19 protein-coding genes are annotated in these 25,922 nt (G+C 48.3%); 13 read left to right on the forward strand and 6 right to left on the reverse strand.

Annotation, left to right across the window (positions count from 1 at the left end; genetic code table 11):
- Window positions 1-452: 452 nt before the first annotated feature.
- Window positions 453-1,406, reverse strand: a complete 954-nt coding sequence (locus C7R91_RS21890) for a YndJ family transporter (RefSeq protein ID WP_047070234.1) — start codon at window positions 1,404-1,406, stop codon at window positions 453-455.
- 299 nt (window positions 1,407-1,705) lie between these two features.
- On the opposite strand from C7R91_RS21890, the gene C7R91_RS21895 reads away from it, so the two are divergent.
- Window positions 1,706-3,532: an assimilatory sulfite reductase (NADPH) flavoprotein subunit gene (locus C7R91_RS21895; protein WP_047070233.1), complete on the forward strand. Its 1,827-nt coding sequence runs from the start codon at window positions 1,706-1,708 to the stop codon at window positions 3,530-3,532.
- A gap of 34 nt (window positions 3,533-3,566) precedes the next feature.
- Entirely contained in the window at window positions 3,567-5,288 is a 1,722-nt protein-coding gene (gene cysI, locus C7R91_RS21900; RefSeq protein WP_047070232.1) for an assimilatory sulfite reductase (NADPH) hemoprotein subunit, read from the forward strand.
- 89 nt (window positions 5,289-5,377) lie between these two features.
- Here cysI and C7R91_RS21905 read toward each other — a convergent pair whose 3' ends face one another.
- The gene (locus C7R91_RS21905; protein ID WP_047070231.1) at window positions 5,378-6,757 is read right to left on the reverse strand and encodes an SMI1/KNR4 family protein; all 1,380 of its coding nucleotides are present in this window, start codon (window positions 6,755-6,757) and stop codon (window positions 5,378-5,380) included.
- 154 nt (window positions 6,758-6,911) lie between these two features.
- On the opposite strand from C7R91_RS21905, the gene C7R91_RS21910 reads away from it, so the two are divergent.
- The gene (locus C7R91_RS21910; RefSeq protein WP_047070230.1) at window positions 6,912-7,358 is read left to right on the forward strand and encodes a DMP19 family protein; all 447 of its coding nucleotides are present in this window, start codon (window positions 6,912-6,914) and stop codon (window positions 7,356-7,358) included.
- A 38-nt stretch (window positions 7,359-7,396) separates the two neighbouring features.
- Here C7R91_RS21910 and C7R91_RS21915 read toward each other — a convergent pair whose 3' ends face one another.
- Entirely contained in the window at window positions 7,397-7,945 is a 549-nt protein-coding gene (locus tag C7R91_RS21915; RefSeq protein ID WP_047070229.1) for a hypothetical protein, read from the reverse strand.
- Window positions 7,946-8,308: 363 nt separating this feature from the next.
- Between C7R91_RS21915 and C7R91_RS21920 the strand changes: the two genes are divergently transcribed.
- From C7R91_RS21920 to ptsP, 7 genes are all read left to right on the forward strand, one after another.
- Window positions 8,309-9,808 carry a malate:quinone oxidoreductase gene (locus C7R91_RS21920; protein WP_047070228.1) on the forward strand — a complete coding sequence of 500 codons (1,500 nt, stop codon included), beginning with the start codon at window positions 8,309-8,311 and terminating at the stop codon, window positions 9,806-9,808.
- Window positions 9,809-10,025: 217 nt separating this feature from the next.
- The gene (locus C7R91_RS21925) at window positions 10,026-10,991 is read left to right on the forward strand and encodes an ABC transporter substrate-binding protein (protein ID WP_052773398.1); all 966 of its coding nucleotides are present in this window, start codon (window positions 10,026-10,028) and stop codon (window positions 10,989-10,991) included.
- A 201-nt stretch (window positions 10,992-11,192) separates the two neighbouring features.
- Entirely contained in the window at window positions 11,193-11,948 is a 756-nt protein-coding gene (locus tag C7R91_RS21930; protein ID WP_047070227.1) for a DeoR/GlpR family DNA-binding transcription regulator, read from the forward strand.
- The gene (gene pfkB, locus C7R91_RS21935) at window positions 11,945-12,856 is read left to right on the forward strand and encodes a 1-phosphofructokinase (protein WP_047070226.1); all 912 of its coding nucleotides are present in this window, start codon (window positions 11,945-11,947) and stop codon (window positions 12,854-12,856) included. Before C7R91_RS21930 ends, pfkB begins: the two co-directional genes overlap by 4 nt.
- A 16-nt stretch (window positions 12,857-12,872) precedes the next feature.
- The gene (locus C7R91_RS21940; RefSeq protein WP_047070225.1) at window positions 12,873-14,813 is read left to right on the forward strand and encodes a PTS fructose transporter subunit IIABC; all 1,941 of its coding nucleotides are present in this window, start codon (window positions 12,873-12,875) and stop codon (window positions 14,811-14,813) included.
- 16 nt (window positions 14,814-14,829) lie between these two features.
- On the forward strand, window positions 14,830-15,090 hold the full coding sequence (locus tag C7R91_RS21945; RefSeq protein WP_047070224.1) for an HPr family phosphocarrier protein: 261 nt from the start codon (window positions 14,830-14,832) through the stop codon (window positions 15,088-15,090).
- A 59-nt stretch (window positions 15,091-15,149) separates the two neighbouring features.
- Window positions 15,150-16,877 (forward strand): phosphoenolpyruvate--protein phosphotransferase, encoded by a 1,728-nt coding sequence (gene ptsP / locus C7R91_RS21950; RefSeq protein ID WP_047070223.1) that lies wholly within the window; start codon window positions 15,150-15,152, stop codon window positions 16,875-16,877.
- Between the two features lie 83 nt (window positions 16,878-16,960).
- On the opposite strand, the gene C7R91_RS21955 is transcribed toward ptsP, so the two are convergent.
- Window positions 16,961-20,077 carry a S8 family serine peptidase gene (locus tag C7R91_RS21955; RefSeq protein ID WP_047070222.1) on the reverse strand — a complete coding sequence of 1,039 codons (3,117 nt, stop codon included), beginning with the start codon at window positions 20,075-20,077 and terminating at the stop codon, window positions 16,961-16,963.
- A gap of 231 nt (window positions 20,078-20,308) precedes the next feature.
- Here C7R91_RS21955 and C7R91_RS21960 point away from each other — a divergent pair, with 231 nt between their 5' ends.
- The gene (locus tag C7R91_RS21960; protein WP_047070221.1) at window positions 20,309-21,388 is read left to right on the forward strand and encodes an ankyrin repeat domain-containing protein; all 1,080 of its coding nucleotides are present in this window, start codon (window positions 20,309-20,311) and stop codon (window positions 21,386-21,388) included.
- A gap of 95 nt (window positions 21,389-21,483) precedes the next feature.
- Here C7R91_RS21960 and C7R91_RS21965 read toward each other — a convergent pair whose 3' ends face one another.
- Together C7R91_RS21965 and C7R91_RS21970 are read right to left on the reverse strand one after the other, a co-directional pair.
- The gene (locus C7R91_RS21965; protein ID WP_106786221.1) at window positions 21,484-22,830 is read right to left on the reverse strand and encodes a M56 family metallopeptidase; all 1,347 of its coding nucleotides are present in this window, start codon (window positions 22,828-22,830) and stop codon (window positions 21,484-21,486) included.
- Between the two features lie 3 nt (window positions 22,831-22,833).
- A complete protein-coding gene (locus C7R91_RS21970; protein ID WP_047070220.1) occupies window positions 22,834-23,211 on the reverse strand; it encodes a BlaI/MecI/CopY family transcriptional regulator in 378 nt (125 codons plus the stop codon).
- A 308-nt stretch (window positions 23,212-23,519) separates the two neighbouring features.
- Here C7R91_RS21970 and C7R91_RS21975 point away from each other — a divergent pair, with 308 nt between their 5' ends.
- Together C7R91_RS21975 and C7R91_RS21980 are read left to right on the forward strand one after the other, a co-directional pair.
- On the forward strand, window positions 23,520-23,798 hold the full coding sequence (locus C7R91_RS21975; protein WP_047070219.1) for a YcdB/YcdC domain-containing protein: 279 nt from the start codon (window positions 23,520-23,522) through the stop codon (window positions 23,796-23,798).
- Window positions 23,799-24,167: 369 nt separating this feature from the next.
- The gene (locus C7R91_RS21980) at window positions 24,168-25,643 is read left to right on the forward strand and encodes an RtcB family protein (RefSeq protein WP_047070218.1); all 1,476 of its coding nucleotides are present in this window, start codon (window positions 24,168-24,170) and stop codon (window positions 25,641-25,643) included.
- The last annotated feature ends 279 nt before the right edge of the window (window positions 25,644-25,922 follow it).

The raw sequence follows: 25,922 nt of genomic DNA on the forward strand, positions 1-25,922 counted from the left end.
TACAAGAAGAGCCCGCGTCGAGCGTGGGCTCTTTGTTGCTTCCATGAACCGAGGCGGCCTTACCGGTGAAGCAGCCGCCGCAACGTATTAGGGCAGGAGCAGGAAGACGAAGCGATGTATGCTAGAGTGCTGGACGAAATCTATCGCCAGGTATACGGAAGTGACTAGGAGGGAGCGGTTTATTATGAGCCGTGGTCGGAGACGAGGAGTCACCTCTTTTTGCGCTTGCCCCCAGTGCAGGAGCAGCTTTCGTTGCCGGAGCTGGCTGGCATGTTCCGAGAAGCTTTTCTCCCTGATCTGACGATTGAGAACGAATATGTTTGCAAACTGTTTTATCGGCAGCTAAACGGCTATGTAAGGTTCAATTATGCCAACAGGCAAGAGGTTGCTGTCATGTACGAAGAGGATGTGCGAAGTGTAATTCAGAAACAAAGAGCAACACGTAGTGGCAATCACTCCTGTTGCTCCTTGTTGTATTTTTCCTTAAGAGAATCTATGATGTACACCCATCCAATCAGCCCACATAAAACAAACCCAAACGAATGCAGCGCTCCGTAAATCGGAATGAAATCATGTATGGTTAAAGAAAACATGTTTTTCAATAACGGATAGCAAATGGAAACGACGACAATCGTGTAGAAGGCCATGCAGGAAAGGACTAAAAAGAAGCTCGACTTATTCTGTACGGAGCCGTTTCTCAAGTAACCAAGCAGATAAGTAGTGTAAATCGCAATATTACAGGCGAACAAGGTGACGCCAATGTACTCAATCGGCTTCGAGAAAATAATTCCGACCGCGATCAAAATGGGTCCAATGATATCGACAGCAACGACCCAGGGATACCAGCTTTTCTTTGTCATGACTCGTCCCAGTAAACCGATAAAAATCGGAACGATTGCAGATGAGAAATGAAAGTGGACCGAACTCAGGGCGTGCGTTGTGGGCTTAGCCTGGAAGAGGTCAAATTGATACTGATAGAGAGTGAACCAAATGCCCCCGATAAAAAAGTAAACGAGCCCCGTGCCAATCGCGATTTCCTCTGTTCTTCCCTTGCGATTCACAATAACGGTCAGGCCATAGATGCCGAGCAGGAATGTGAAAAGTAGCCACCCGAGCGAGAGAGTCCCTGGTATGGCTGTACTTCCTAGCCCCCACGTTTTGCTGCCCATTACAGAGGCTAAGGCGAGAAGCGCTGCGGGATATTGAAGCAGCTTTAAAGCAGCATAAATAACCCGTTGATGTTTATTCTTTTCGTCATAGCGCAAAAGTAAAATCACAAGAGGTACAATGACGAAAGCCGCAAACATGAGAAATTTGTCGACAAGCTGCAATCGGAAGTAATCTAGAAAAAATATAAGAATGGTTATGATTCCACCGGGAATCGTCGCTACCATCAATGGTTTCATCAAATGCCCCCATAAAGTCATTTATGGATGTTCACTTCACATTTTTTATAGAGAAGTGCTTGTTTTAAGGTAGTTTAACACATTCTGTGAGGGCTATTTTTCGATAAATCATGAGTGAAGATCACCCCGGTTCCTTATCTTGGAACCGGGCTTTTTATGTTGTTTTCCAACGATTAGTAAAACTTATGATGACAATAATGAATTCCAATTGCTCGGGTTCTACTCACTATGGTAGCTTAAAGTAAATAATCATATAAGATTACTCGGAATTAATTTTTTCTCGTGTGAGGTGCATATCGTTGGTACTTAAGGTGACAGACAGTCCTTTCAGTCAGGAACAAGTAGAGCTCCTAAATCGGTTACTGCCTACGCTTTCGGAGGTGCAAAAGGTTTGGCTGAGCGGGTATCTTGCAGCTCTTCACAAAGTGGAAGCACCGATGGCCGCTGGGTTTCAAGCCACTTTAGCCGCGAATGGGCCAGTCATTTCCAAAGAGGTGACAGTACTTTTCGGTTCTCAGTCCGGGAACAGCCAAAAGCTGGCCAAGGTACTGACCGGAAAGCTTCAGGAGCACGGATTCCACGTAACTCTTTCCTCCATGAGCGACTTCAAGACGAATGCGTTGAAAAAAGTTGAAAACCTGCTTGTTGTGGTAAGCACGCACGGGGATGGTGAACCACCGGACAACGCCCTCTCTTTCCATGAATTCCTGCACAGCAAGAGAGCCCCGCAATTGGAGGGCCTGCGTTTTTCTGTGCTGGCATTGGGCGATACCTCTTATGAATTATTTTGCCAAACTGGCAAGGAGTTCGACAAGCGGTTGGAAGAGCTAGGCGGCAAGCGTCTTACTCCCCGGGTCGATTGCGATGTGGATTACGACGAGCAAGCCTCTGAATGGATGAATCAGGTCCTGGCTTCTCTCAGTGAAACTACGGCGACCCAAGTTGCTGCTGCAAGCGCATTCGTGGGCGGTGCAGTGATCGGGTCAGGGTCACTGACCGAATATTCACGATCCAATCCGTTTCAGGCTGTGGTCTTGGAGAACTTGAATCTGAACGGACGGGGATCGGATAAGGAAACCCGTCACTTGGAAATCTCCCTTGAGGGTTGCAATCTCGAGTATGAACCGGGTGACTGTTTGGGAATCTATCCTAAAAATCATCCTGGCCTTGTCCGTGAGCTGATTGACGCAATGGGCTGGAAGCCAGAAGAGCCTGTCCCGATTAACAAGAACGGGGAAGAGCTCCCGTTGGAAGAGGCCTTGTCCAGTCATTTTGAAATCACGCTTCTCACCAAGCCTCTCTTAGAACAAGCAGTAAAGCTATCATCAGGAAATGGTTTGCAGGAACTGCTTGCGGAAGGGCGAGAGCAAGAGCTTCGCGATTATGTTCGAAATCGCGATTTGCTAGATCTGGTGGAGGACTACGATTTGAAGGGTGTGCCTGCCAAAGATTTTGTCTCCGTACTTAGAAAGCTGCCGCCGCGTCTCTATTCGATCTCGAGCAGTTTGAAGTCCTACCCAGACGAAGTTCATCTGACAATTCGCAATGTTCACTATCAGGCTCATGGTCGAGATCGGTATGGCGTTTGTTCCAGCTATATCGCGGATCGTTTGGAGACGGGTGATACACTGCCAGTATTTGTACAGCATAACCCCAACTTTAAGCTTCCGGCTAACCCCGACATCCCATTGATCATGATCGGGCCTGGCACGGGTGTTGCTCCATTCCGTGCCTTTTTGGGGGAACGGGAGGAGCTTGGGGCGACGGGCAAGACATGGCTTTTCTTTGGCGATCAGCATTTCTCCACAGATTTTCTCTATCAGCTCGAATGGCAGCGTTGGCTCAAACAGGGCGTACTAACCCACATGGATGTCGCGTTCTCTCGGGATACAAGCGAAAAAGTGTATGTTCAGCACCGGATGCTTGAAAAGAGCAAGGAGCTGTACCAATGGCTGCAGGCTGGGGCGCATGTATACGTATGCGGAGACGAGAAGAAGATGGCGCACGACGTTCACGCAGCCCTAGTCACCGTTCTTCAAAAAGAGGGCGGACTTGATTCAGAGGAAGCCGTGGCGTATTTGAAACGGATGCAGCAGGAAAAACGCTATCAGCGAGATGTCTATTGAGTTTTGAGAAAGAATGAGAGGGGAGATTGAAACCATGTCAGAAAATCATTTGCTTTCGCCAAACAGTGCTCCTCACAGCGATGTAGAGGACATTAAACGCCGAAGCGATTACTTGCGGGGAAGTCTGGCGGAAACGCTGGAAGACAGAATTTCTGGGTCCATCCCTGAGGATGATAACCGCCTGATGAAATTTCATGGCAGCTACATGCAGGATGACCGGGATCTTCGGAACGAACGGAGCAAACAGAAGCTGGAGCCAGCCTATCAATTCATGGTGCGTGTGCGTGCCGCTGGTGGCGTTGTCACACCCGAGCAATGGCTTATGATGGACGATATCGCCCAGAAGTTTGCGAATGGAACGATTCGCCTGACGACTCGTCAGTCTTTTCAACTGCATGGCGTGATTAAGTGGAATATGAAGCAGGTGATTCAAGAAGTAAACGAGGCCTTGTTAAGTACACTGGCTGCGTGTGGGGACGTCAACCGCAACGTCATGTGCAACCCGAATCCGTACGAGTCGGAAGTTCATCAAGAGGTTTACGAATGGGCCAAAAAAATAAGCAATCATTTGGACCCCCGGACCCGCGCCTATCATGAAATCTGGCTGGATGAAGAAAAGGTCGTCGACAGTCGGGATGGGGTAGAGCAAGAACCGATTTACGGGCCTGTCTATTTGCCGCGCAAGTTTAAGATCGGCATCGCCGTTCCGCCTGCCAATGATGTTGACGTTTTTTCGCAGGATTTGGGCTTTATCGCCATTCATGAGGAAGGTCGACTGCTGGGCTTCAATGTTGCGGTCGGAGGCGGAATGGGAATGACCCACGGCGATCCCAAAACGTATCCGCAGGTGGCGCGGGTGATCGGTTTCGCCACACCGGAACAAGTATTGGATGTCGCCGAGAAAACGGTCATGATCCAGAGGGACTACGGAGATCGCGCGGTGCGGAAGCATGCTCGGTTTAAATATACAATCGACGACCGCGGTATCGAATGGTTTGTCCATGAACTGGAGCAGCGACTGGGCTGGGAGCTGGAGCAGGCACGCCCCTATCACTTCGAGCATAATGGCGATCGCTACGGCTGGGTAAAAGGGAGCGACGATAACTGGCATTTTACCCTTTTCATTCAGAATGGCCGTGTAAAAGACGAGGACAACTACCTCCTGAAGTCCGGCCTGCGGGAGATTGCCAAGGTGCATACAGGGGATTTCCGCCTGACGCCGAATCAAAATCTCCTCATTGGAAATGTCACCAGTGAAAAGAAACCGGAAATTGAACAGATCATTCAAGCATACGGGCTCACCGATGGAGCTGCTTATTCTGCACTGCGGAGAAACTCCATGGCTTGTGTTTCGTTGCCGACTTGCGGACTCGCGATGGCTGAGGCAGAGCGTTATTTGCCTACACTGCTGGATGAGATCGAGCTGATCTTGGATGAGGCGGGTTTGCGCGATGAGGAGATCGTCATTCGCATGACAGGGTGCCCAAATGGATGCGCAAGACCTGCACTCGCAGAAATCTCTTTTATTGGGAAGGCTGTCGGTAAATACAACATGTATTTGGGCGGCGGTTTCTCCGGCAATCGATTGAACAAGCTGTATCGTGAAAACATCGGAGAAAAAGAAATACTGAATGAACTGCGGCCGATCTTAAATCGGTATGCGAAGGAACGTGAGGAAGGGGAGCATTTCGGAGATTTCGTGATTCGGGCAGGGTATGTGAAAGAAGTCAAATCGGGCCTCGATTTTCATGAGTAGAACGCATAGCAATCAGGGATACACCCGCAATCAATGGAAATAAAAGAAGAGCCCGCGACAATGTGGGCTCTTTGTTGCTTGCATGTATTTTAGGCTTCTCGCAGCTGTTGAATCACTTCCGCAGCGAACTGATCTGTAAACCGGATGTGTCCATTTTCCTGTACGATCCGGCCTTCCTCCTTGCGACGATCCAGCCATTCGCTAATCCATCCCGGCGCATAGCCGCCTTGCCCGAATTCTCCGCCAAAGGCAATCATTTTCTCATAGACAGCCAGGTACTGTTCGCGAGTGGTATCCGGGTATGACTTTGTGTATAGCCAAAACTGCACATCATACATCAAATACGAGAATTCATCCGCATGAAAAGAAAAATAGCCTTTCTCCTCTACAATCCGTGTACAAATGCCGCGTATTTTCTGATCAATTTGTTCCACTTCCGACACGGGTGTGCACAGCTCCTCCAGCAAGGAAGAGAATTTCCCATGGGCTACTTTGTAAAGAGCCGCTTCCTTATCCTCCTCGGAGGTATCGTATTCTTCTTCGCTCACCAAGCCTCTGATAAACGCCTCGAAATTTTCAGCCAGGAAAGTAATCTCATAATCGTTTTCCTGATCGACGTGAATGACTTCGGGTTCACCATCCCTACCGCATTCCCGGTAATCCAGCATGACTAGGTCATGACCTGCTGAAGGACAATCGCAGATGACGACTCCAATGTCGGGATATCCCCATTCCTCAATCATAAACCGACTGCCAAGATCCCCACAGAGCGAATAGCTTTTCTCTCGGCCAATGCCTAGAATGCCTGTAATGGCAATGTGATCCTCAGCCCAGGAGGTAGGGTCCTCTGTTGGGAAGCATGTGTTTTTCGGAATGCCGCCATTCTGCTGCTTCATTAGTGCAAGATAGGAGGCAGGGAGCTTGTATCCCAGCTCTTCCTCGATCGAAGCGATCAGTTCATCAGTGGGTGGCGCGGATTGATATGCCTTTTTCGCGTACTCGCTGTCGTCCCAAAAGTCTTCAAGTGACATGTTCGAAAAAGGGACTTCCTCCGATGCGGAACCCTCAACGGCCGCTGCTCTTTTGGCAGCCATCCGAAGCTCCTGTCTTTGCTGCTTCTCCGCTTTTTGCAAGCTCCACCGTAACCATGATTCGGTGTTCTGATTACCGGTTTCTAACTTGTCTGAGGTACGGAATGACTGTCCCGCTTCTTCATATCTTTTCAAATGATAGAGGGCATAACCTACTCGAAAGTGCCAGACTGGGTCTTGTTGACCTGCTTCAGTAATTTTCTTTAATTGGTTGAGCGCTTCTTCATATAGACCCAAGTTGTTATAAGCTCTGCCCAGTCGGCTGACCGCCTCATACTCTCGCTTCTCCTCAGGAACGGCTATCAGCAAGTCCACAATTTTCTGGTGTTCGTCTTCTTCATGCCAGCAATTTAATTGCTCGATAAGTACCTGATCCATTGCAAACCTCCTAAACGATTCTTTTTCTTAGATGCCAGCCACGCAGATCTACCACCATCTACCAAAAGATTATGTATTCATATAAGATTAATTTATTTCGTGTTGTTTGTGCACATCTGTTCTTGAAGGGATTAACATTTAGGGGGCGTACAAGTTGAGCAAGGTGGATATTCATGACGTATGGTTCGATTTTGCCGCAGCCTTTGTGCAGAAAAAGAATGCTTTGGGCTGGAACACACTGACCTCGCAGGAACAAGAGATTGCCGCCTTATGGTTGTTGGAGGCTGATGTATATAACGGCGGGTTTTTGCAGTTTTTTTGCAACTGGGGAGAAGAGGCATATATCTACGCGGTACGGGCCTTACAAGCCATCGGGGCAGTCCATGCTCTTGAAATCGTCCAGTCGGGATATGCCTGCATCGAGCATCTATCGGAAGACGACCGCCTCACCCAACTCTGGGATATTCCACGGTTCCTTACCGAGGAGGAGGAAGAACGGCTGGATAAGCTTGATCAGAGCTTCTGGGAAGATCAGGATCGCATTGCAGAAGTTGCCCATCGATATTACGTACAGCAGCTAGAAGTACCTGCCCCATCATAAGGTGACGGGGGTGGGTGCTATCAAAGAAACTCGAATACCTATTCGACAGTTCTAACATCCTTTGACTGAAGCATAAGCAGCAGCTCTTGAATAGCGGGAGCGAGCTTATCATTCCCTCTCATAATCGCGGTGAAAACGGGAATGGCGTCTTTTAGCAGCAAGTAACTGAAGGAATAATAGCTGAAAAATGCTTCCTGCTCATAACCCCGTGGCTCCTCTTCTTCCCACCATAATTCATCGTCTTCCTCGTCCTCTGGCCACAAGTACTTTTCGTCCAATAGCTCGTTCATGGTCTCAACCGCATTTTGTGAATCCATTTCGTCCACGTTTATAGCAGAAGCTACAGCCAAGTACAACTGAATTTCCTGCGAAGAGACCTGCTCTGGTTTCTGTTTGGTAAGCTCTTGTAGGAGTATCAGCAGCACCCACGGCGTCGTCTGCCACAGGGTGCTTTGGTGCTCGATTAGATTGGCCAACTCCTCATATTGCCGGGTCTCTATCAGCTGCGGAATGTCCGTCCCTCTGCCGTAGGCTGTCGTCAAACGCTGCCATGGAATGCTGTTTGTCAGGTGGGTCAAAGAGTTCATCTCCATCTCTCCTTAGATATGAGATTAAGGTTTTAATGGGCTGCCAGGTTTTACCATTTGTAACGAAAAATTTATATGGTAAGCTCCTCACTGGTAACAACAAACCAAATCCTAAACCCCTGCAAGAAACTGAGGCAGGGCAATGGTTTTTACGTGTTCATCAGGCACTGTTTGCGGAATCCTCCCTTTTTTACCAACATTAAATAGTTATTAATCCTCTAATTATAATAGATAATTGAATCAATAAATAATTTCTATGATATAGTTATAGTTGTGAAAGGTAAGATGTTTTCGTAGCGTCTTGCAACGGGGCAAGGAGCTACTACTTCTTTTTTACAAAAACAGTAGATAAGGAAGGGTATTATGAGCTCCATACAGCAAAAAACAGACGTTATTTTGATTGGTGCAGGGGTCATGAGCGCAACTCTGGGAGCATTACTGAAAGAATTGGCACCTGAGTTGGAAATCAAAGTTTTTGAGAAACTCGCAAAAGCAGGCGAAGAAAGCTCTAACGAATGGAATAATGCGGGTACTGGACACGCGGCACTCTGTGAGCTGAACTATACATCCGAGAAAGCTGACGGATCTATAGATATTAGCAAAGCAATTAAAATCAATGAACATTTTCAGCTGTCCAGACAATTCTGGGCTTACCTTGTAAAAAACAATCTCATCCAAAATCCGCAAGACTTTATCATGCCAATACCTCATATGAGTATGGTGCAAGGCGAAAAGAATGTAAGCTTTTTGAAAAAGCGTTTTGAAGCGCTGGCAAACAATCCTCTCTTTCAAGGGATGGAATACTCCGATGACCCTGAAAAACTGAAGGAATGGATTCCGCTCATCATGGAAGGCCGGGCATCGAATGAACCAATAGCTGCAACCAAAATCGATTCCGGTACGGACGTCAATTTTGGTGCTTTGACACGTATGTTGTTTGAATACTTGAAGACGAAAGACGTCTCGATTAACTACAACCATGCTGTTGAGGATATCAAACGTACGAACGACGGTATGTGGAAATTGAAAGTGTACAATATGGGAACTGGTAACATCGAAGAGCATATTGCCAAATTCGTCTTTATCGGCGGTGGCGGCGGAAGCTTGCATCTGCTCCAAAAAACCGGTATTCCAGAGTCCAAGCATATCGGCGGTTTCCCGGTAAGCGGATTGTTCATGGTTTGTAAAAACCAGGAAGTGGTAGAGCAGCACCATGCAAAAGTGTACGGGAAAGCAAAGGTCGGCGCTCCTCCAATGTCGGTACCGCATCTGGATACCAGATACATCGACAACAAAAAATCCTTACTGTTTGGACCTTTTGCGGGATTCTCGCCAAAGTTCTTAAAAACAGGGTCCAATATGGATTTGATTACTTCCGTAAAACCGAACAACGTCATCACAATGTTGGCGGCAGGCGTAAAAGAAATGGCATTGACCAAATACCTGATCGAGCAAGTTATGCTATCACATGAAAAGCGCATGGAAGAACTACGGGAGTTCATTCCGAACGCGAAAAGCGAGGATTGGGATATCGTAGTAGCGGGCCAACGCGTGCAAGTAATCAAGGATACGCCAGCAGGAAAAGGTACTCTTCAATTTGGTACAGAAGTGGTTAGTGCCGCTGATGGCTCCGTAGCTGCATTGCTCGGCGCATCTCCGGGTGCTTCTACAGCTGTTCAGGTTATGCTTGAGGTATTAGAAAAATGCTTCCCACAACGTATGGCAGAGTGGGAACCGAAAATCAAAGAAATGATTCCTTCTTATGGTGTGTCGCTCATGCAAAACCAAGAGCTTCTCCGCGAGATTCAACGTTCGACAGACGAGGTGCTTGGTCTGAGCGAGAAGGAACTGGCTTATAGTTAATTAGTTAATAGCAATCTTACAGTGAACCTTCGATCCGTTTTTGGATTGGAGGTTCTTTTTTTCATACGAGGCTAAAGGACAAAATGCAAAAGGAAAGCAGAGTGAAGAGTGAAAAGCTTGAAAAAATAAAAGGAAATAAATATACTATACTTTGCTATGATATGTTGAAAATGATTATCATTAACAAAAAGAGGATAGGAATAGGAGACGCTTATTTATGAAAAAGAATAGCACTTATTTGTTCGCAGCACTTTCTTTCATTCTAGCAAGCTGCTTGTTCCTTACTGGCTGCGGTGCTGGTCAGGAACAAATGTCTAATGCCGATGACAATCAATCATCCGCACAGCGGGTCATTGAACACTATTCCGGTAAAACGACCATAAAAGGGGAGCCGAAGAAAATTGCAGTGCTTGATTATCGGCTGGCTGACTCTCTTTATGCTCTTGGCATCAAGCCCTATGCCATGACATCCTACCAGGGAGAAACGAACCTGGAATACATGGAGGGAAACCCGTTTGAAGGCGTGAAAAGTCTGGGAGATGACCCGAATCTGGAAGCGATTCTGGAGGCAGGACCCGATTTGATCATAGGCAGGGAAGTCCATGCTAAAATTTATGACGACGCATCGAAAATAGCTCCCACGATCATTTTACCAGACCAGGATGATTGGCGACTTGCTTTCCGTGAATTAGCGAGCATGCTTGGTAGGGAAAAGGAAGCTGACACATGGTTGGCACGCTATGATCAAAAAGCCGAGGAAGCCAAGAAAAAGCTGGCGAAAAAGGTTGGCAAAGACGAAACTGTGCTCTACATGCGGGTCATGGCAAAAGAATATCGAGTTCATGGCCCGAATCAACTGTTTGGCGCGACGCTTACCCGCGATTTGGGATTGAAGCCGCTCCCACAAGTTGAAACTATCAAAAAATTCGAAGCTATTTCCATGGAAAAATTGCCGGAGCTAAATCCAGATCATATTTTCATTCAGGTCGGAAATCCAGCCAAGGGTCCAGACAAAGAATCGGAAAAGAGATACGAAGAGTTGATCAACAGCGCTTTATGGCAGCAGTTAAAAGCAGTCAAAAACAATCAGGTATATGTCGTTCCTCACTGGATCATCAGTGATTTCCCCCACATCAAGGAGAAATCGATAGAGCTCGTTCTTGAAAAAATGAAAGCAGAGTAAGTCAGGGCCGCGTTCATTCGGCAAGCTAAGTTCATGCATAGATTCATATGGAAGCCACTCCGATGATTTGGGGTGGCTTTTTCTGTTTTCTGAAGGAGTGAACGACCTCTGACCGATTATGACTATTAATGATTGTTTTTGATTGAATTTGAATGTATAATCATAATCAATCCTGGTGCAACTAGGAGAAGGGAGGATACAATGCTAACCCCTGAACGTCATCAACTGATAGTAGCTTTAGTGAAAGAAAAAGATATTGTGCGCATTCATGAGCTTGTGGAAGCGACTGGGGCATCGGAATCGACGATCCGGCGAGATTTAAGCGAATTGGAAGAACAGCGCTTGCTTAAACGCGTGCACGGCGGGGCGTCTGTGCTACAGAGCAAAATCGAAGAGCCGACGGTTCTGGAAAAATCGGTCAAACATGAGCGGGAGAAACTGGCGATCGCCAAATATGCCGCCAGCTTGATAAAACCACACGACTCGATTTTCATCGATGCGGGAACCACGACGTATCAGATGCTGCCCTATTTACCTTACGACAACATCATGGTCGTTACCAACGGGGTGGACATTGCCCTTCAGCTTATCAAGCGAAACATCAGGACGATCCTGCTGGGCGGAGAATTGAAAGCGGCTACACTGTCGATGGTGGGGCGTGATGCGATCACTGCGCTCAGTCAATACCGATTCGACAAATGCTTTCTCGGGACCAACGGCATTGACCAGCATCACGGTCTGACCACACCTGACCCGGATGAGGCATACGTCAAGCAGCTGGCCTTGCAGTTTTCTGACGAGCGATTTGTCTTGTCCGACTCTGACAAGTTTTCCAGGGTCACCTTTGCCAAAGTGGGAGACCTGCAAGGCATCACGGTAATCACGGATGACGGTTTGAGCGAAGAGGAACAACAAATTTACGGCAGATTATCAACTCTTAAAGTGGTGAAAGCATGATTTACACAGTAACCCTGAACCCATCGATTGACTACCACTTGTGGATCACTGCTCTGTCGCAAGGAACCATTCATCAGGCGCAAAAAGAGTGGAAGGTCGCTGGCGGAAAAGGCATAAATGTATCAAAGGTTCTCCGCATACTTGGGGAAAACAGCACGGCGCTTGGGTTTGTCGGTGGGTTTACGGGAGCGTTTATTCAACAGCAAATCGAGCAAGCCGGCATCTCTCATGACTTGATCCAAATCGGACAGGATTCCAGAATCAATTTAAAAATAAAGGCGCAGACCGAAACGGATATCAGCGGAGTCTCACCGGACATCCCAGAGGAAGCGCTCCAAAGGCTGATGCAACAGATCGACAGCTTGCAGGAAGGTGATTATCTGGTACTCGCGGGAAGCGTGCCGAAAAGCTTGCCGTCTGATATGTATCAGACGATCATGAAGCGGCTGCGTGGCAAGGGCGTCCGTATCTTCCTCGACGCAAAAGGGAAAGCGCTTGAAACCGGTTTGTCGGAAGAGCCGTTTCTCATCAAGCCCAATCATCATGAGTTGGGGGAACTGTTTGGGGTGACGATTGCCACACCAGCAGAGGCGATCGACATGGCGCGTAAGTCTTTGCAAATGGGCGCACAGAACGTCATCGTGTCGATGGCTGGTCAGGGTGCTGTATTTGTCAATCGGCATGCGGCCTATGTCGCCCAGATTCCACAGCGCAAACCAGTCAATTCGATCGGTGCCGGAGACTCGATGGTTGCTGGGTTCCTTTATGGCTATAGGCAGGGAATGGATACGGAAGCCGCGTTTCGTTTTGCTGTGGCAGCGGGGAGTATGACTGCCCTCTCAGAAGGCTTCTGCACACATGAGAAGATACAAGCATTTCTTCCGGAAATTACAATAACCGCCATTTGATAAAGGGGGTTCAACGATGAATAACGAGATTCGCATTGCCGATTTGTTAAAAGCTGACACGATTCTATTCCCTCTGTCTGCTTCCACCAAGGAAGCAGTATTAGATGAGTTGATTGAAAAATTGGACGAGGCTGGACGGCTCAACAGCAGGGAAGAGATGAAGCAGGCCATTCTCGCGCGGGAGGCACAAGGCTCCACCGGAATTGGAGAAGGAATCGCCATCCCGCATGCCAAGACAGCAGCAGTCAAAACTCCCAGCATTGCATACGGCTTTTCCAAAGAGGGCGTTGATTTTGACTCGTTGGATAACCAAAAAGCACATCTTTTCTTCATGATTGCGGCTACTGAGAACGCCAACCAGGCCCATCTCGAAACACTGGCGTTGCTTTCTCAGATGCTCATGGACGAAGCCTTTCGTCAGGAGCTGACGCGTGCAGAAACGAAGGAACAGGTTCTCGAGATTATCACGCGCAAAGAAAAAGAAATCCAGGGCGAAAATGAAAGCGTTGTAGAGAACAAGGAACAAGAAGAGCAACAGAAGAGACAAGAGACCTCAGAGAAACATGTGACAAAAGTAGTCGCAGTAACCGCTTGCCCGACCGGGATCGCCCATACGTACATGGCGGCCGATGCACTGAAGAAAAAAGCAGCAGAGCTGGGGATTGCCATCAAGGTAGAGACAAACGGTTCCGGCGGTGTGAAAAACAAGCTCTCTTCGCAGGATATTGAGGAAGCGACAGCGGTGATTGTGGCTGCTGACAAGCAGGTGGAGATGGAACGCTTTGCTGGCAAGATCGTCATTGAAGTGCCAGTTGCGGAAGGGATACGCAATACCGAAGAACTGCTTCAGCGCGCAGTAGAGCAAAAGGGAAGCATCTACCGCGGAGGCGGGACCAGCTATCAGGACCATGTCCAAGAAGCAAAGGCGGAGAAAAAAGCGAAGCAGCCCGCTTTTTACAAGCACCTAATGAACGGCGTGTCCAACATGCTTCCGTTTGTCGTAGGCGGCGGGATTATCATTGCGCTGAGCTTTATGTTTGGGATCAAGGCAGTTGATCCAAACGATCCGTCCTTCCATCCGCTGGCCAAAGTCCTGATGGACATCGGCGGAGGGACTGCGTTCCAGCTGATGATCCCGGTATTGGCCGGGTTTATCGCCAAGAGCATCGCTGATCGCCCTGGTTTTGCTCCCGGTATGGTGGGAGGCTTGCTGGCGGCTACTTCCGGCTCGGGCTTCCTCGGAGGAATCATCGCAGGGTTCCTGGCCGGATATATTGTGGTCGGATTGAAAAAAGTGTTGGCTGGACTGCCCGAATCGTTAGAAGGCATCAAGCCGATGCTGTTGTATCCGCTGCTTGGGATTTTGCTTACAGGCTTTGTCATGGTATACGTCGTATCTGAACCGGTTGCCGCGGCCAATACTGCGCTGGGTGACTGGCTGAAAAACATGGGCACTGGTAACGCCGTTATCCTAGGTGTGATCTTGGGTGCAATGATGGCCTTTGATATGGGTGGCCCTGTCAACAAAGCAGCCTTTACGTTTGGGATTGCAATGATTGCCGAGGGCAACTTCACCCCTCACGCAGCGATTATGGCAGCCGGGATGACTCCGCCGCTCGGAATCGCTTTGGCGACTACGCTGTTCAAGAAGAAATTTACCATGGAAGAGCGGCAGGCGGGCAAAACGGCTTATGTCTTGGGGGCAACCTTCATCACTGAGGGGGCGATCCCGTTTGCCGCGGCTGATCCGACACGCGTCATTCCTTCGCTCGTAGTTGGCTCTGCGGTAGCTGGCGGGTTGTCGATGCTGTTTGGATGCACATTGCCTGCCCCCCATGGCGGAATATTCGTTTTGCCGGTAATCGGCAACTGGCCGCTTTACCTTGTTTCCATTCTTGCCGGAACAATCGTTACGGCACTCATGCTAAAAGTTTTGAAAAAAGATGCGGTAGAGTAAAAGGAGCTGGAACCAGATGTTGACCAATACTTTCACCATTCAAAATCCGACTGGACTGCACGCCCGTCCGGCAACGTTATTCGTACAAAAGGCTACTTCGTTTCCTTGTGAGGTAAACGTGATCAAGGGCACGAAAAAGATCAATGGCAAAAGCATCATGGGCTTGATGACACTGGGTGCGAAGATGGGGGAGCAAATCACCCTTGAAATCACTGGAGAACAGGCAGAGCAAGCAATGGAGGAGCTTGGCAAATTGCTCATGTCCGTTCACGGGTAACATGACAGGAAGCCCCCTCTGGACACCAGGGGGTGCGGCTTCGATAAGGAGCGATTGTAATGCTGCAAAAAGGGATCGCTGCAGCTCCCGGAATCGTGATTGGACGAGCTGTTGTACAAAAGGAAGAAATGGTTCGGTATGAACGACGCACCCTTGACCAAGATGAGGTGGCCGCAGAGCTTGCGCGATTTCAGGAAAGTGTGAGAGCGGCAGATATAGAGCTCGAGCAGGTCAAGAAGAAGGTCCGCCACGAGATGGGCGAAGAAGAAGCGAGAATCTTTGAAGCCCACCAGCTTTTTTTGCAGGACCCGGAGTTTATTGGTGCCATTGAGGAGAAGCTGGAAAGCGAAAGAGTGAATGCGGAAGCCGCTCTGGAGGAGGTTCGTGACAGCTTTGTCGCCATTTTTGAAAGCATGGACGACGAGTACATGCGCGAGCGGGCGGCGGATTTGCGCGATGTCAGCCAGCGCCTGCTAAAGAATCTGCTCGGCATACACGATCAGCTGCAAGCAGATTTCGCAGAGCCTGTGGTTCTGATTGTACACGATCTGACGCCATCCGATACGGCACAGTTGGACAGGGAAAAGGTAAAAGGATTCGCAACGAATATAGGCGGCCGCACGTCTCACTCCGCAATCATGGCACGCACCATGGAAATCCCGGCGGTGGTAGGCATGTCAGACATTACAGAGCAGCTGCAAACCGGGGATCTGGTCATCGTCGACGGACTTGAGGGCGAGGTACACATTCGACCGGACGAAGCTGTCGTCGCAGTCTATGAAGCCAAACAGCAGGCCTACTGGAAACAAAAAGAGGATTGGGCTCGTCTGGTTCATGAAGAAAGTGTTACCGCAGATGGGCACCGCGTGGAATTGGCAGCCAACATCGGGAATCCGCAGGACGCCGTGCAGGCCGTTGAAAACGGCGCCGAGGGGATCGGACTGTTTCGTACCGAATTTCTTTATATGGGACGAGAGCAGTTCCCCACGGAAGAAGAGCAGTTTGCGGCTTACAAAGCAGTTGCAGAGAACATGGGCAAGGATCGACCAGTTGTCATTCGAACATTGGACATCGGCGGGGACAAGGAGCTTTCCTACCTTGATCTGCCGAAAGAATTGAATCCGTTTCTAGGCTATCGAGCCATCCGGCTTTGCCTGGATCGCGTGGAACTGTTTAAGACGCAGTTGCGCGCTTTGCTCCGGGCAAGTATATACGGCAATATCAAGATCATGTATCCAATGATCGCCACTATAGCCGAGCTGCGTCGAGCGAACCAGATCCTGGACGAAGTGAAGGCAGAGCTGCGCACCCAAGACATTTTGTTTAACGATCATTTGGAAGTAGGAATCATGATCGAGGTGCCAGCAGCCGCGATGATCGCAGACCAGCTCGCCAAGGAAGCCGATTTCTTCAGCATCGGGACCAATGATTTGATTCAGTATGTGATGGCAGCGGACAGAATGAACGAGCAGGTCGCCTACTTGTACGATCCGTACCATCCCGCCATTTTACGGCTTGTGAATCAGGTAATCAAGGCGGCCCATCAGGAAGGCAAATGGGTAGGCATGTGCGGAGAAATGGCCGGGGAGGAATTGGCGATCCCGATTCTGCTCGGGTTGGGACTGGATGAATTCAGCATGAGTGCCACTTCCGTTCTCCGGGCCCGCCATTTGCTGAGAAAGCTGGATTACAAGTCGCTACAGGAAACAGCACAACACGTCCTCACTCTGGAGAGCGGCGAAGAGATCAGAGCCTTTATCAAAGAGGAAATTTTGAACAAGCTGTAATGGCCGGTATAGTTGGCAAAATAATAAGGCTCCGCCACGATGTGTGGCGGAGCCTTCATTCATCTAAAAAATCTCATACCAAACTACTCTACTACCGCCTCTAACGTCACATCCACCTTCACTGTCCGCGTGACGGACTCATCTTCCTTGGAAGTAATCGTCACATACAGCGTAACGGTCTCTTCCCCTTCGGCAGGTAGCTCCTTCAAAATCCCCTCATCGTCGATAAACGCCTCATCAGAGCTCTTCGTCACCTGATAAGTCACATCATCGCTCTCTTCCGGCAGGGCAAGCACTGGTTGATCCAGCTCTGTGGTGTTCGCAATCTCAAACTCGAATTGCTCCTCGGCTTCTTCAACTACCTTGGACAAGACTGCGTTTTTATCAGATGCCTTAATCATGAAGGATTTCCAAGCCTCGTATTCTTTTACAATCTGCTCACCCTTCGGCTTGCTTTGGTCTACACTTCGACCGACGAGCTTCAGCTTGTATTTGCCTGGATCGAGCTTCTTCGCTACTTGGCTACCATCGTAGTAAGTACCATCGAGATTAGAGAAGGTGATAGGGCCTGGCGCAATCAGCGCGTAATTGTTGAACACGGATGCGAGCGTACCGACGTATTTATCGTCCATGTCCCATACCTCAACAGAAATCTGGTTCACGTCTTTGGCTTGCAGCTCGGCTTCGAGTGTGAACGAATCCTCATTGCCATCACCATCAGGGGTGATTGTCGTATCGGACAGCTTCAGGTTGTCGAAACCGAAGTTGGTATCCTCACGCTTTTCTCCCACGTGTACAGCAAACGGCAGGCGCAGGTCAGGGTTGCCTTTCTCGCCTTTCAGCAGGACTTCGCCTTCATACACGCCGTCTTTTGCATCGGAGTCAACAGTCAGGCTGAGCTCAAATGTGGTCTCATCGCCTTTTTTAGCAGAGATGGAATCATCGGAGATTTCCACATTGATATCATCCACATCTGGCGTTTTGGAGTCCGGCTTGTACGGATCTGTCGTGACGGACGGATGCATGATCACTTTTGCATCGTACGAAACATCCTTCTTGGACAGGTTTTTCAGCTGGAGGGTTTTCGTGACGGTATTGCTGCCTGCCTTCAGCAAGCCAAAGGAAACGTTATCTGCATAGTACGGAATGGTCTTCGGCTCAAAATCTTCGCCCAAAATAGTGAGCTGCTCTACCGTTGTCAGAACAGCAGGTGTTTTCGATGCAGCGTAGCCGTTTACGCGGCCTGCACCTTGGGAGTACACATCGTACAGTGTGCCGTCTGGGCTATAGAGCGGTTTTGAGGTGTTCGCGAGCGCTGCCTTGATATCGGCAGGTGTCCAGTCCGGATGTGCCTGTTTCAGCAGCAGGGCAAGACCGGAAACGTGCGGAGCCGCCATGCTTGTACCGTTTAGACGGGCGTATGCCTTGTCGTACTTGGCGTTAGGGATCAGCTTGCTCCAAGATGGATAGCTGGACAGAACGGCTACACCTGGCGCAGCCAGATTCGGCTTGATGCTGTAGTCGTCGCCCATGATTGGACCGCGTGAGCTAAAGCTGGCGATGCGGTCGCCCGGATCATTTGTGCTTGGGTAGTTTCCTGAGAACGTAAACGTCAGTGTTTTCGCTTTTTCAGGGTCAGCCAGCAGCTCTTTTGCCAGTGTACGGCCTTCCAGACCCTTCATGTCAAAGGTAGGGATCGCTTCGATCTGGTCACCCAGGATCGTGTTGACATAGCCCTCGCGATCACGGATATCCAGGTCAGCTACGCCATCCCCGTCGGTGTCGTTACCGTTAAAGACCACGATAGCGACAGCACCAGCTTTTCGGGCGTTTTCGATTTTTTCCGTGAAGCCGAGAGTACCGCGGGAAACGAGAGCAACTTTGCCTTTTACATTTACCTTTTCAAAATCGCTGCGAGAGCCAAGGTTGGCGTAGACGACAGGCAGCGGTTTGGTTCCGATGATAGAGGCGAAGTTATCCTTTCTCACCTGCCATGCCATCACAGGGAATTCGTAATTGGCTCCGAATGACGAGGTTGCAGAGCCGTCATATTGCACGGTAGGGGAGTCTACCGCTGCAACTGTGATCGGCAGCCTCGCACCAGAAGGTGATCCCGCGGTGTAATAATGTCTGCCGCGTTCATCGTCGGCGGAGTTCCCACCCGATACAACCGTGATCACTCCAGAAAGTACCGCGTTATTTACAGCGATGGCATCTGGGGAGTCAGAGTTCTTCTCCATAGCGGCGCCAAGCGACAGGTTAATGACATCCATGCCGTCTTTTACCGCTTTTTCGATACCGTCGATGACCTGAGCGGAGCTTCCGCCTTCTCGGCCCAATACGCGGTAGACGTAGAGGTCTGCACCATAGGCAACCCCTTTTACCTGCACATCTGAGGTCCTGTTTTTGGCGCGTCCTACGATGGTGCCGGATACGTGAGTTCCATGGCTGGAGCCTTCATATCCTTTTCCATCGCGGTCATCCTCCACAGGGATTGGTGCTTCTTCATAAGGGTCCTTGTCATTGTCGAAGGAGTCATATCCGCCTTTATAAGCATCCTTGAGATCAGGGTGCTTGTAATCGACACCGGTATCGATGACGCCGACCTTCAATCCTTTCCCAGTCAGACCTTCCTTCCACATGTCGAGAACGCCAATTTGTTGGAGAGGGGCTTGATCCCATTTGGTGGACGATGCTTTCTCGCTGACAGCATCAATTTCGGGAAGCTCATAATACGTATTTTGATAAATGCGCTTTACCTGTGGCAGTTCAGCCAGCTCTTCCAACTCGTCGGCTGACACCGTTGCTTCCATTCCATTGAATACATGTTCAAACTTGCGCTTTACCTTCAGTTTGACCTTGTTGTCTTTTGCTTCATCGAGGAAGGATTCTTGCTCCTCCTCTACTTTTGCTCGTAATGATCTAACGGAAGATTCTGAACCTTCGCTATGTTTAGCTGTGATCGAAGGTTCACTTTGCAGCTCAATAATGACACTGACGTTTTTGCTGGAACTGGTGTTCAGCAGGGGGGAGATTTTCGAGATTTCGGAGCCAATCTCTACTTCCGCGTTGGTAAACTCGTTTACTTTTTCCCAATCCTGTTCGCTAAACTCCGCTGCTGCCAGTGCATTGTAAGGAAGGCCGCTCAGCATGAGTGATGCTGCAAGCGTAAGAGAAGCGAGAGTACGCATCTTCTTCATCAGTCCACTCTCCTTAAAAATTATGTATAAGACGATTTGCATAAGTATTTCTCTTCTCGTAAAACTACTCCTTTTATTGGCAAAAAACTATTTATCGAGCAAATTCGTCAAAAATAGACAAAATTAACTGTATTTTCAATCGAATAAAGAAGAATAAGGTAATTATTTGTTGTTTTTTGCCAAATCATTTTCTATATTTTTCATAAGACATAAGTCAGGAGAGGGTAATCGATGATCAAGTTGAAAGATATCGGGAGTTTCGAAGAGCTGCCAGAAATCGCAATGCATATTTATCAAGGAAATATCCCGGCTTTACAAGATGCGATTGCGGCCGGATGGGATATAGAAAAGGGCATCGTGCTTAGCAAATATACGACGCTAAGCCCGTTGGATCTGGCGATTTTATCAGAGAAGCTAGAAGTTGTTAAGCTGCTGGTAGAGCATGGCGTTAATTTGAATGTCAAAAATAATCCAGCTTTTTTGATGGCCGTACGCTATTGCACGGAAGAGCTCGTTCGTTATGTTGTAGCGCAAGGCGCCAAGCTGGACATGGTCAATCAGGTGCGCTCAAACGCTTATTCGGAGGCTTACTACGGCAACAAAAAGAACATCCCGCTTATTCAAGAGCTGGGACTGGATATAAGACTGCATGGCGGCGATGTATTGCGTAAAGCCGTGTCGGATCATGACCTTACGACCACGGCCTATTTGCTCGATCATGGGGTGGACATCAATTATAACAAACCGAATATGGTGTATCCGTATCAAGCGACCCCCTTAACAGTTGCCACTCGCTTGGGGAATGCCGCCATGGTCAAATATTTGGTTGAACGCGGTGCGGACGTCATGGTAGCAGAAAGGGGTGGCGAGCGGCCTTATACCATCGCGGTCAGCAATAAAGATACGGAGTTGGCTGCGTATTTGAAATCGCTGGAACCTGCCGAGCTGCATGATGTGGAGAACAGGAAGTACGAGCTGCAAAAATATAAACTGACTGAAGAACTGATTGGCTTCCTTACCGGAGAAAAGCTGCGTCTTGAGCTGGCGGAAAATGAGTATGATATTCGGTACATCGACTTTTTTACATTGACTGATACGATTGAAATGAAAATCGGTCGGCAAAAGCTGCTGCGTTTATCCGCCGAAATCGACAACTACTCACATCTGCATCTTGTGTGGAATCCGAAGAAAAAAGGTAGCATCGGCTGCTATGATGAGGAGCATAAGGAGTATGCGGACTTGTGCAGCTTTACAGAATTTATCGCGCATGCTGATGTGTACTTGATCAAGTTTATGGAGGGTGAGTTGTAAAAGAAGAACCAATAAACAGCAATCAGACAAGCCAGATGGCAGTATCCGATTGCTGTTCGTTATTGGCGAGAAATAGCGGGAGCTGCAAACGAAAGTTACCGCTTGTTCTCCCCGGGTTCCGTTGCACTTTTGACTGCCGGGTCGATTACGGGACTGTCCGTTATCACTGCGGGAGCTGGAGCAGGAGCAGGTATAACAACGCCCGGAACAGAAGGTTTGCTTTTTGGGTCGACTACGGGACTGCCCGTGTTCTGTTCGGGTGCCGGCTCGGGTTCTAAAGTAGGCGAGGCTTCGGAAGTTGAGGATTTACGTTCCGCAGAAGCGGGTTCCAAAGCGGTTCCCTTCCTATCCTCTTCCGGGTTATTTGCGGAAGCTACGGGATCCGCTTGAGAAGACAGCGGTTTGTTCTCTTCGTGTATCGCTATATTTCCGGATGCCGGAATGGAACTTGTTGAGTCTGGCGTTGTGGTTTCGGATTTTGTTGGGCTTAGTTTTAACATAACGCCCGTACCTATCGTAGCCAAAACGATAACCATCAAAAGCGAAATGCCCCATTTCTTGCTTCTTGTATCCATGATGGAAATCACCCTTTTCTTTAAGTCTAATCTGCTGTCGGAGAAGCTGGTGGAGAGTAAGCTTTGTTCCCGGGATTGCTTCTTTATCAGGCCAATAATGGCCTCTACATACTGCTGGCGATTGCTCATATCGGAATGCTTGATGACTTCCTCGTCACAAGAGAGCTCGCATTGAAGCGCAATTTCCCGGGCCATTCGATAGACAAACGGATTAAACCAATGAAGGGCGGCGGCAATAAGCACAAGTGTTTTGTAGCCCAAATCCCCGCGTTTTAAGTGAATCAGCTCATGCTTCAGGATGAACAGAAGCTCATCGGACGAGATATTTTCAGACGGAAGCAAGATGATAGGACGGGCAAAGCCGACTAGCATCGGGCTGGCAATGCCCGGATAGACCCGCAAATCCACTTTTCGGGTTATGTTCATGTTCGCTTGGACATCCTGCAACAGTCGTAGCGCTTGGTGGTCCGAGCATTCCATGCCCCAACGCTTCATCATGTGCAGAAAATGTTTGTGCCGTATGGCGTGGTAAGACAAGAACACGATAACTCCGCCAATCCAGAATCCTCCAGCCAGTACATACCAAGGTAATGCCGCCACATTTGCTGCTGAAGGAGTAATCCCCTGGTCAAGGGAGGTGTGGCCGACATTCTCCAGAACAGGGAGCAGCATTTCCAAGGAAACAACAGACGTGGGGAATTGGAAGCGAAACGGAATAATCAGACCGATGACAATGATCAGCCATGCATAGTAGCGCCCCTTGGCCGTAAAGTGGTTCTGCAAGAAGGGGGTAGCGGCTATATAGAGGAGACCGATTACCGACATGGCGATTGAGCATTCCAGCAATGCTATCAGAAAGGTTTGCATCGGTTATTCCCTTTGCTCCTTGGCCCATTTCAGCAGATCATCCAGTTCTTTTTCGCTGGGTTGTTTGCCGTTGTACAGTGTATGGACGAAGCTCAAAAAAGAATTCTCATGATATTGCTTCATAAAATGCTCCGTTTCTAAAGCAAGGTACTCCTCTTTTCCTACAAGCGGAAAATATGTGCGTTCTTTTCCATCCTTCTCTGTATGCAAAAAGCCTCGTTCCACCAAACGCAGCATAAGGGAAATCACTGTAGGAGCTTTCCATTGGCGTTCTTTTCCGAGTTGCTCCATCACCGTTGCAGTCGTAATGGGTGGCTCGTTTCCCCAGACTACCTTCATGATTTCAAATTCGGCATCAGGTAGCTTCTTCCCATTTTTCATTACACTCACTCCTTTTTTGACAGTTGTCTTATTTATATTTTACAATTGCCAAAAATCAGATGTCAACCTATTTTTTACAATTGACTAAAACGAAGGTCTGTAGGTCATTTTAATAAAAGTTTGTGACCTTTTCTCTCGTTGTCACGACTTATCAATTGGGAAATGCTAGAACGGAAGTGAGGAAATTACATGAAAAAAATGAATTCAATCTTGGCCTTGTTGATTGCAGCACCCTTGTTATGTAGCACAACGGTTTGGGCAAAAGACAAGAATGAGGTCAAGCTCACTACGCTCGTTTCGAGCTGATTTTGCAGGGAGAAGAAAAAGGGCAGCATCGGTCTGCCACGATCAAAATCGATGAAAAGTCAGGGGATTTGGTCTTATTCACTCATATTTCCTCGGTAGAGCAATCACAAAAACAACCATCAGATGAAATCGCCAAAGAAAGAGCCACAAAGTTCTTGAAAGAAATATGGGATGAGAAGTTTCACCGATACCAATTTACAGCTGTCAAGCCTGCCAACATCAACTTTTATTATGTGGTTGAAAAGGGAGAGGACGACCATGATGAAGGTGGCCCCCGATAATTTGGGGGATTTTGTCTTTTTTATTGACAGTAGAATTTATCCAATGGTAAGATCGTGAGCAATAAACGAAAGGAGGAGGATTCAAACATGTTCGCATACGTAATCAAGCCTAAAACAAACAATGTAGCGATAAAATCCAACTCCATAGGTATGCCTTTTGCGCAATTGCGCTGTTTAAGGGTGAGCCAACTCCGTTTCCCATAGACTGCGGATAACGCTCTTGTGATAACACAATAGCTCCAAGCGTAAAGGCTGCGATTCTATGCTGCGTTTTTTCATCCAGGAAGGACGAAATCAGCATGAAAGCGGCTTTTTCTATTGATAAGTAAAGAACGTATGTTCCTATAAAAAAATAAAGGTGGTCTTCTATTGAGCAACACGCCGATTAAATATTTCATCAATCCGGAAGTAAAAGTGGAAAACAATGCGGTAGAGGAGCTTCATCGACTTTTAGAGGTGAATGAAACAATTGAAACGCTGCAAAAGCATTCACCCGATTATTTTGACGATCCCAATACAGGGGTTTTGGAAGTAGCCATTACGCCCGATTTTCACAAAGGAAGCGGCATCCCTGTAGGCACGACGCTGTTTACACGCGGGTTTGTACTGCCGCAAGCGATTGGCAACGACATTAACTGCGGGATGCGTCTGTATGTCACGGATTTGCACGAGGAACAGATTCGCACAAATCTGGATGCCATTGAACGGAATGTGCGCCATGTTTTTTTCGAAGGGGGCCGCAATATTCCCATGACGCGGCATATGCGGGAAAAAATGTTCAAGGAAGGCCTAATCGGTATACTGGACAGCCACAAGGAAGCGAATGGCGAGGGAATTTGGCGTTATTACAACGAGAAGCAGCAGGAGCTGGATTTGAACCACGTCAATAAAATGGGGTCCTTTATCGCAGAATCGACGATTGGCCTCGATGACTTTCTCGGTCCTGCCGAGCTTTCTCGGGATGCACAAATCGGCTCGCTTGGCGGTGGGAATCATTTTTTTGAGATTCAGGTGGTCAAAAAAGTGCATCAGGGCTCTATCGCCAGTCAGTGGGGGCTGAAGGAAGGGCAAGTCGTCCTCATGATTCATACCGGTTCGGTTTCCATTGGTTATAACAGCGGTGCATGGATCAAAGAGATGCTGAAAAAGATGTACCCGACTTCCTTGAAGCATCCAGATAACGGCATGTATCCACTGCCTCTTTCGGAGCGTTCCCTGCCACAGTGGAAAATGTTTTGGAGTCTCCTGCACAATGCGGCGAACTTTGCATTTGCCAATCGCTTGATGCTGGGGCTGATGATGTACAAATCGATTTCCGATGTGTTGGGCGATTTTGAACACAGGTTGTTGTACGATGCGCCTCATAATTATTTGTGGGAGGAACAGCTCGAGCAGGTGGGTGGATTTTTGCATCGAAAAGGGTCGTGTACGGCAAAATCGGCCGAGCAAATGATGGGCACGCCGTTTCAGTATACGGGCGAACCTGTGTTTATCCCTGGTTCCATGGGCTCGCACAGCTTTATTTTGGCAGGGCTCGGCAATCGGGATAGCTTGTTTAGTGCAAGCCATGGCGCAGGTCGTGCACTTTCTCGCGGCGATGCTGTGAAAGTGGACGATGACAGATTTCGCGATTTTCTTGCCAACTTCCGCGTGATCAATCCGATTGACCCGAAGCGGGCGGACTTGCGTGGACGGAGCGATATTTTGAAGAAATGGGAAGAAGAGCTGAAAAAAGAGGCGCCGTATGCCTATAAAGATATTACTCCGGTAATTCAGTCGCATGTGGATCATGGGATGGCTGAGATTGTGGTCGAAGTGGCGCCGATTGCTACGGTGAAAGGCTAAAGGATAGGCGGAAGAGAACTCAGACATGGCCGACTGATTCTATTCAACTAGAAAAGTGGTAAATTGTATCGCTTTTTTAATTTTAGTAACAATCACAATGAGAGGACTTTAAAAGGATTAAAAAACCTATTGAATAAATTACTCTAATTGTAATTTTAAAATGAAAAGCTGAAAATATCCTTAGTACCTTTTGTTTTTGACTTAATTAATGTGAGATAATATGTTTAATATTTTGTTATATCAGGGTAAAGTTTACAATAAATTAAACTGGAATTTTCA

The sequence above is a fragment of the Brevibacillus formosus genome (genome assembly GCF_003013405.1).
Lineage (GTDB): Bacteria > Bacillota > Bacilli > Brevibacillales > Brevibacillaceae > Brevibacillus > Brevibacillus formosus.

Bases quoted from the DNA above. Each gene is read 5' to 3' on its own strand.
- C7R91_RS21890 (WP_047070234.1), bottom strand. From the start codon at position 1,406: ATGAAACCATTGATGGTAGCGACGATTCCCGGTGGAATCATAACCATT.
- cysI (WP_047070232.1), top strand. From the start codon at position 3,567: ATGTCAGAAAATCATTTGCTTTCGCCAAACAGTGCTCCTCACAGCGAT.
- C7R91_RS21905 (WP_047070231.1), bottom strand. From the start codon at position 6,757: ATGGATCAGGTACTTATCGAGCAATTAAATTGCTGGCATGAAGAAGAC.
- C7R91_RS21915 (WP_047070229.1), bottom strand. From the start codon at position 7,945: ATGAACTCTTTGACCCACCTGACAAACAGCATTCCATGGCAGCGTTTG.
- C7R91_RS21920 (WP_047070228.1), top strand. From the start codon at position 8,309: ATGAGCTCCATACAGCAAAAAACAGACGTTATTTTGATTGGTGCAGGG.
- C7R91_RS21925 (WP_052773398.1), top strand. From the start codon at position 10,026: ATGAAAAAGAATAGCACTTATTTGTTCGCAGCACTTTCTTTCATTCTA.
- C7R91_RS21930 (WP_047070227.1), top strand. From the start codon at position 11,193: ATGCTAACCCCTGAACGTCATCAACTGATAGTAGCTTTAGTGAAAGAA.
- pfkB (WP_047070226.1), top strand. From the start codon at position 11,945: ATGATTTACACAGTAACCCTGAACCCATCGATTGACTACCACTTGTGG.
- C7R91_RS21940 (WP_047070225.1), top strand. From the start codon at position 12,873: ATGAATAACGAGATTCGCATTGCCGATTTGTTAAAAGCTGACACGATT.
- C7R91_RS21945 (WP_047070224.1), top strand. From the start codon at position 14,830: ATGTTGACCAATACTTTCACCATTCAAAATCCGACTGGACTGCACGCC.
- ptsP (WP_047070223.1), top strand. From the start codon at position 15,150: ATGCTGCAAAAAGGGATCGCTGCAGCTCCCGGAATCGTGATTGGACGA.
- C7R91_RS21955 (WP_047070222.1), bottom strand. From the start codon at position 20,077: ATGAAGAAGATGCGTACTCTCGCTTCTCTTACGCTTGCAGCATCACTC.
- C7R91_RS21960 (WP_047070221.1), top strand. From the start codon at position 20,309: ATGATCAAGTTGAAAGATATCGGGAGTTTCGAAGAGCTGCCAGAAATC.
- C7R91_RS21965 (WP_106786221.1), bottom strand. From the start codon at position 22,830: ATGCAAACCTTTCTGATAGCATTGCTGGAATGCTCAATCGCCATGTCG.
- C7R91_RS21970 (WP_047070220.1), bottom strand. From the start codon at position 23,211: ATGAAAAATGGGAAGAAGCTACCTGATGCCGAATTTGAAATCATGAAG.